5 protein-coding genes and 1 pseudogene are annotated in these 7,208 nt (G+C 49.3%); 1 reads left to right on the top strand and 5 read right to left on the bottom strand.

What is annotated here, in order from left to right; translation table 11 throughout:
* The 3 genes from ACI32D_RS06165 to ACI32D_RS06155 all read right to left on the bottom strand — a co-directional run.
* Window positions 1-1,048: YSIRK-type signal peptide-containing protein (locus tag ACI32D_RS06165; protein ID WP_439775728.1), on the bottom strand; the 1,048-nt coding region annotated here is incomplete at its 3' end.
* A 331-nt stretch (window positions 1,049-1,379) separates the two neighbouring features.
* Window positions 1,380-2,579: an MFS transporter gene (locus tag ACI32D_RS06160; protein WP_439775727.1), complete on the bottom strand. Its 1,200-nt coding sequence runs from the start codon at window positions 2,577-2,579 to the stop codon at window positions 1,380-1,382.
* Window positions 2,580-2,595: 16 nt separating this feature from the next.
* Complete coding sequence (locus tag ACI32D_RS06155; protein WP_439775726.1) at window positions 2,596-4,080, bottom strand: FAD-dependent oxidoreductase; 1,485 nt, start codon at window positions 4,078-4,080, stop codon at window positions 2,596-2,598.
* Window positions 4,081-4,217: 137 nt separating this feature from the next.
* Here ACI32D_RS06155 and ACI32D_RS06150 point away from each other — a divergent pair, with 137 nt between their 5' ends.
* Window positions 4,218-5,117, top strand: a complete 900-nt coding sequence (locus tag ACI32D_RS06150; RefSeq protein ID WP_439775725.1) for a helix-turn-helix domain-containing protein — start codon at window positions 4,218-4,220, stop codon at window positions 5,115-5,117.
* Between the two features lie 51 nt (window positions 5,118-5,168).
* On the opposite strand, the gene ACI32D_RS06145 is transcribed toward ACI32D_RS06150, so the two are convergent.
* Together ACI32D_RS06145 and ACI32D_RS06140 are read right to left on the bottom strand one after the other, a co-directional pair.
* Window positions 5,169-5,993 (bottom strand): undecaprenyl-diphosphate phosphatase, encoded by an 825-nt coding sequence (locus tag ACI32D_RS06145; RefSeq protein ID WP_439775724.1) that lies wholly within the window; start codon window positions 5,991-5,993, stop codon window positions 5,169-5,171.
* Between the two features lie 20 nt (window positions 5,994-6,013).
* Window positions 6,014-7,208 (bottom strand): annotated as a pseudogene (locus ACI32D_RS06140) (hypothetical protein); the annotation flags it as partial.

Here is a 7,208-nt window from a genome sequence, read left to right as displayed (position 1 = left end):
TCTTGTTTAAATCACCCGGCTTGGCTGAGCTTTCCCAAAGAACTGTGTCTTGATCTGCATCAACCAATTGAATATAAACAGTGTCGTCATATACTCCGTTAGTAGCTTGAGCTGCTGTTGATACCCGGATATAGTAATTTGTTCCATACGTTTGGTTATAACTGGTAAGACCACTAGTATCGATTGGCCCTAAGCTGAGAATCCCAAAAGTGTAACGCCCTTCAGTTGGATCAGCCTTGTAGCCGGATGGAATCTTTGAACTATCCTGTTTAAGACTTGCTCCATTAGCGTCGCTCATCTCAGGGGAAACATCGCTGTCAGTTAAGCCTTTGGCCTTAGCTTCGTCAGTAAGCTTGCCTTCTGCAGACGCAGCATCATCAGTAGTAGTGGAGGTACTTGCAGTAGTAGTTGAAGCGTCCGTAGTTGCTGCAGTAGCAGTAGCCTTTAACGAGGTAGTTGCTTCTGAAGTTGAGTCAGAAGTTGCTGAACTAGCTGACTGATCTGCACTGGAGTCACTAGTTGCAGTTTCAGTCTTATTTTCACTGTTCGTAGATTCAGTGGATGCAGTCTTAGCCGTGTCAGTTGCTGAATCAGTAGTAGTGGATTCACTTTTACTGTCACTAGTTTCTGAAGTAGTGCTTTCAGTTTTAGTATCTGAACTGTCAGTTGCAGTTGACTTGTCGCTTGAGTCAGTGCTTTCTGAGCTGGTAGTCGCAGTGCTGTCACTAGTACTTGAACTGTCAGTAGTAGCAGTCGTTGAAGCAGTATCAGTTGCTTCTGAGTTCTTAGTATCAGTACTTTCTGAGCTGGCAGTAGTGCTAGTTGCATCCCCTGACGTGCTCGTATTTTCACTGCTCGTAGTAGCAGCCGCAGTTACAGCAGTTTCAGCTGGAGTAGTAGTATCCGCTGAAACAGTACCCCCAGTAGTCAGCATGAATGACACACCAATTAAGGCTGATGCCAAACCGAAACTGTATTTTCTAAAACCAAAACGCTGCTTTTGTTCAAGCTTGCGTTCTTGAAGTTTCCGGTTGTTCTTGGACAACATATTTCTTCCTCTTTCTGTTTGAATTTCTCTTCTAAGCTATAGTCTAAGTTTGATTTAAGTCTATAGTCTTATAACCTGCTAAATATCATAACACAACATAAACCATTTTTTAACACTATGATTATACTAATTTACTTACCCCACCTCTTATTTACGCAACCGTTTACACTCTTGCTGTGCCGCTATTTGCGCCACCAAAATCCACTTTTCTCCCTATAGAGAAACTATAATATCGTAACCTTTTGCTAATAAAATAAGGGATCTTCCCACGGAAGATCCCTTATTTCTCGGTCTAAATCCAAATTTTTTCTTGCTTTTTTCTAAAAAGCCGCTACATCCCTGCAAAAGCCAGCAGCTTCTTCTGGAATTTGCTGCCTAAAGCAACTGCTGCTAAAAGCAAAGCCAAAATTCCACTCACTACAAATGCGTTAACGTGGAATACCGCCGTCAAACTATTGACTACAAAAGGACTGACCACCCCGCCGATGGAGTTGATCGCCTGGTATACCCCGAGCGCCATCGATGTGCTGACCGGGTCAACCACGATTGAAATCAAGTAGGCAAACTGCCCCATGGCAATACTCATCGCTGCTCCGACAACAAAACTCCCGGCAAAAATCCCAAATAAATTGTGGCAGAGGCCAATCAAAATATATGACAGACCGTACAGGAAGAAGGCTAAAGCAATGGTCGAATGCGGGAACTTCTTCCCAATCTTACCGACAATAAAGCCGCACAGCATCCCCCCGATCAAGGAAATAGTTGACGTAAGTGCCGCCTGCGCGGTTGACCCCAGCTTCTCCTCAGCCACAAACAAAGAAATATTGTTGTTCAAAACATTGTTCAAGAGCATGGTGCAAAAAGCCCACCTGGCGCAGCCAAAAACATACTTGTTCAGCTTGATCTTGCCGGTCTTTGCTCCTGCCTGCCCGTCATCAACCGGAAGCGGGTTCAAAGGAACCAAGGCCAGGACGGTAATCAATACCAGTACCGCGAACAAATAGATCCAGTAGTTGGCCACCCAGCCGCTCTTGCTGGCCAGGGAACCGCCACCCATGATAAAGATGATCCCCCCTAAATTGGTGAAAGTCGTAGTCAAGCCCATCGTGCTCTGCCGCTCAGCTGCCGGCAGCATGCTGGCAATCAAGACTTGTGACAAATTGGTGCAGGCCCCTTGACCCAAACCTACCAAACAAGAGCAAACCAGCAAGAAGGCGAAGCTGCCGTGATAAAACAGAGGCAAAAGCCCACCCACGCAGCAGAGAATGATCATCACTATGGTCAAATTCTTCAATTTGATCTTGCCAGCCGTCAACTTCCCCATCAAAAGGCCGGCCAGCATCATGAACAAGTTTGGCAGTGACGTCAGCATCTGCACCGCCGTAGCGCTCAAGGCAAAAGACTTGGCAATCGCGTTGTAAGAAGGCGTAATCGCCAAAGCGGCCATCCCCATGGCACTGACCGCCAGAACCCCGATTCTGGTCTTGGACACATAAGCTTGATCAGCTTTTGCCGTAACTGTTTCAGTCATCATCATCACCGCCTGTCTATTTCTTTAAGTCTTCTGCCGCGGCTAAACCTGCCAGGCGGCCGGAAGTCCAGGCAAAGCCAGAAGCCAGCCCTTCATAAGCCGGATAGCTCTGCCCTTCATAGTAGCCGCCCGCGTTGGCGCCGCCGGCATACAGACCCTTGATTGGCTTAAAGTCGGCATCCAGGACCCGCAGGTGGTCATCAACTCTGACCCCGCCAACTGTCCCCAGGTAGGCTGCCTGGGCCTTAAAGGCATAAAATGGCCCTTCTTCAACGCTGTAGACCAGGCTTTCCTTGCTCTTGGCAAAGGCCTTGTCATCTTGGTCCTTGACTGCCTGATTGTAGTCAGCTACAGCCTTGGCTAAATTATCTTCGTCAAAACCAGCCTTTTCTGCCAAGTCGCTGAGGCTTTCGCCCTTAAAGGCCGTTTCGTTGGCTACAGCTTCTTCTGCCAGTTCAATGAAGTCGCCTGGCTTGTCGGTTGCCCCAGGGCCTGCCTTAGACACAGTCAGCTTGGTTCCCTTGGTGTATTCCTTCAAGGTCTTGGTGTCAACGATGATGTAGTACATCCCGCCTACGTTGTAAGCCGCGTTGGCCCACAATACCGTATCGTAAACCGTGTTTTCATCGGTAAAGCGGAGGCCATTTGGATCAACCCACATCAAAGGAGTAAGAAGCAGCCGGGTCAAAGGATTGTCAGAAAAGCCCGCCAGGTGCTTCTTAGAAGTATTCTGGGTTACCTTGGACTTGGCCAGTTGAGAAGCGTGGATCAGAGCATGAGAGTCAATGTTGACGGCACCTGCCTTTTCCAGAGCCGTCATCCCTTCGCCCATGTTTGGCACGCCCAGGCCCCGCATCCGGTCGGTGTGCATGAGCTTGGCTACCCGCTGCTTGTCGCCGCCAAAGCCGCCAGTGGCCACAACGACTGCCTTAGCATGAACGATTACTTCTTCACCATTTTCGTCAACTGCCGTCAAGCCGCAGATTTCCCCTGCTTCATTTTTCAGCAAGTCCTGCATGGTCGTCCCAAAGAGAAATTCCACGCCTTTTTCTTCAACTGACTTCTGTACTCTGGCCCAGGATTCAGGCTTGTTTTGGTACATGTGGTAAGAACCGCCGGCATATGGATTGTCCAGGTGGGCAAACTGGGTGGTCTGGCTGGTCGGGTTCAGCTTGATCTCCATGCCAAGGCTCTCAATTTCTTCCAGAGTCGGCTTGGCGTTTTCCACGATCCGCCGGGTCAGTGGCCCGTTGTTCAAGTAGTGGTTGTACTCGTTTAATTGCCGGATGGCTTCTTCCGTTGACAGCTTCAAACCAGCTTCCCGTTGCTCCTTGGTGTCAATGGCGAAAAAGCCGCTGGAGATCTTGGTGTTGCCGCCTGCCTGGGCCTGCTTTTCAACAACCATTGTCTTAAGGCCCTGGCTTGCACCCGCGTCAGCTGCCGCCATCCCGGTACCGCCACAACCTGCTACGACCAAATCAACCGTGTATTCTTTGCTCATGCTTTTTTCCTGCCTTTCAAAATATTGCTTTTCTTCTTGATTTCTTTTTCATCATACTTGGAAAGGTGTTACAATTTAAGCGCTTAAGTTATCCTAAAATTTGTGCTTAAATATCTTTATTGTGAAAGGACTTAGCTATGCTGAACGTAAAGCGCCTGGCTGGCGAACAAGACTTGACCACGACTACTTCCCCCTATGCTAGAAAAAGCAGCCATACATTTCATATTGACCTCCTGGAATGCTTGACTGATGCCGTATTGTCAGCCGATAAGCGCCTCTTCTCTTTAAAAAAATTCGACATCATCGTCGCCACTGGTTTTAAAGAAGTCCACTTGTCCCCTTTAGCTGAAAATAGCAGGGCTGGTACTTTTGCCTCTTTCCGCCTCCTCCAGATAGATTTGGCCTACCCGGACCCTCTTAACCAGTACTTAGTTGCCGATAACGCCTTGATCCATGACTTAATGAATGACAAGTCCGGCAAATATGCCTATATCGTCTTTCAAAATCTGACTGACGGGATGACCACTGGCTATATCAATTTGCTTGAGCTTCTGGCAAAAAGAGACAAGGACGAATATGACGACTTCCAAGTCCAGCGCCTGGCTGGCCTTCTTTTGACTGAACTGCTCCACCAGCACCGGCAGAAGATCTCCAAGAGCAGGTCAAATTTTCCAAGAAAAAATGTGCGCCACGCTAACCGTGACGCACAATCTGGCGCTATTATGACTTACCTGACCCAGCAGAATGGCCAGGTCTCTTTAAAAGAAGCGGCCCAGTACTTCGGCTACCAGGCGAATTACTTTTCCCGCCTCTGCCGCAAGCTCTTTGCTATGGACTTCGTCCACCTGCGCCGCAATATCCGGATCAACCTGGCTGAAGATCAGCTCCGCTTAACCAACAAGAAGCTGGAAGAAATCGCTTCTGAACTCGGCTACCAGGACTTGTCCAGCTTTTCCAAGGCCTTTGCCGAATCCACTGGCATCACCCCAGGCAAATACCGAAAAAAATACACACTTAATCAAATATACAACAGCTAACACTTAATACATAATACTAAAACACTTGATATACACGATAGGCTTAATACACTACATAAAGAAGCCGCAAAGAATGACGACCAGACCTAAAATGATCCGGTACCAGCCAAAAGGCTTGAAGTCGTGGGTCTGCACGTACTTCAGCAAAAACTTGATTGCCAAATAGGCAACGACGAAGGATACGATCATCCCCGTCAAAAGGATGGCCAGCTGGCTGCCGGCAAGGGCACCCCCGGCTTTAAAGAACTTGACCAGCTTCAACAAGGATGCCCCAAACATGGTTGGAATGGCCAAAAAGAAGGAAAATTCAGTTGCCACGTAGCGGCTGGCGCCCAGCAGCATGGCCCCTAAAATAGTGGCCCCTGATCTTGAGGTGCCGGGAATCAGTGACAAAACCTGAAAGCAGCCGATCAAGAAGGCAAAGTGCCAGCTCAAGTCACTCAGCTTCGTTACCGTTGGCTGCCGCTTGGCATAAAAGTTTTCTAAAATGATGAAAAGTATCCCGTAAATGATCAGGGTGGCGGAAATTACCTGCCAGCTGGTCATGTTTTTGTCCAGCCAGTCATTCAGCGGCAGGCCAATAACCACCGCCGGCAAAACCGCCAGAATCACTTTAAACCAGAGCAGCCAGGTCGCCCGCTTTTCCGGGCCGGACTTACTTCTGGCAAAAGGATTCAATTTGTTGAAATAAAGGACCACCACGCTCATGATGGCGCCCAGTTGGATGACCACCATGAACATGTTGACAAAGCTGGTCGGTTGGCCCAGCTTGATAACATAATCTGCCAAATACAGGTGGCCGGTTGAAGAGATGGGCAAAAATTCGCTCAACCCTTCGATAATACCTAAAATTACCGCTTTAAAAATATCTAGCATTTATTCACTACTCTTTCCTTCTAAATTTCCAATTCCTTGTTGACCAGGCCCTGCAGCCTTTTGCCCAGCCAATTGCCTAGCAGATAAAAGGCTGCCAGCAAGTCAGCCAGAAGCGACAGGCATAAGCTGGCCTGCAGCCAAAATGGTATTTCTAGGGCCAGGCTGGCCGTGTTCTTTCCCTTCCAACTCATAATAGTCGCCAGGCCCCCGGCTCCTGGCTTCACCTTGACCTGCTGGCCGTTTACGGTCAGCTTCGACTGCCGGTACAGAACCAGGGGCAGGCGGATTTCTCCGTCTTTACTACTGGTCCAGTTGAGCTGAACCGTCTGCCCGGCAGTCTTTTTCGTAAAGAAATGCTGGCCAAGAACTGCTTGTCTGTAAGCCGCTTCAACCTGCTTAAAGTCCCCCCCGCCAGCCGGCAAATAATCCGGCACAGTCTTGCGGGCTTTTTGTAAAAACAGACCTGGGTCCATTTTTTTAGCAGCTTGCCCGGCCAGAAGCCGGTCATCCTTGTCATTGTCACTGCCCATACTGGTCGTCTTGGACCGGGCAACGCCAGGCATGTAGCCTCTGACCGCGTTGGTATAGATCTGATTTCTTAAATAACGCAAGTCAAAGAATAAGAGCAGGGATAAGGCTACGGCAAGGACGGCTCCCAGCTGCAAGTCCAAATGCCGGTCTTCCAGCTGCTTGATCGTCAAGACCGCCCCCAAAAGCAGGAAGGCATAGGCCAAACTGGCCAGGCGGGCCGGGAACTGCAAGTAGCTGGCCAAAAATGGCAGGGCCTGGCCGATTTTATCCCAAGGAGCCAAAGCTGAGCTCAAATACAAACGCCCAGCCCCGGACAGGGTGAAGATCCGGTTCAAGCGGCCGGTAAATGTCCGGTCGAAGGCTAGAAGCAGGCAGGCCAAAATCTGCAAGGCAAAGAAGATAAACATGAGCTGGCTGAGCTGGTCTCTGGTGCTTGAATTAAGGACCAGGCCGGTCAGCTTGCTCGTTGTCTTCTGCGACAAACGCAAGGCATTGCCTGTCAGCGACATTTTTCCTGGAGCAAGCAGCTGGTTGGTCAAGCCGAAATAGACCAAGGGCAGCCAGTAGTTCATGGTCAAAAGAAGGCAGATTCCTGCCGCCTTGATCAGCTTGATCCAGGCCAGCTTGCCCTCTTTCGCCAGTCTGTAGACAGCTGCTGGCAGCAGGGCAGACGAAAAAAGCAAA

The sequence above is a fragment of the Lactobacillus sp. genome (assembly GCF_051873315.1).
Lineage (GTDB): Bacteria > Bacillota > Bacilli > Lactobacillales > Lactobacillaceae > Lactobacillus.
The sequence above is the reverse complement of the archived record's forward strand: the minus strand, read 5'-3'. Positions and strand labels throughout refer to the sequence as shown.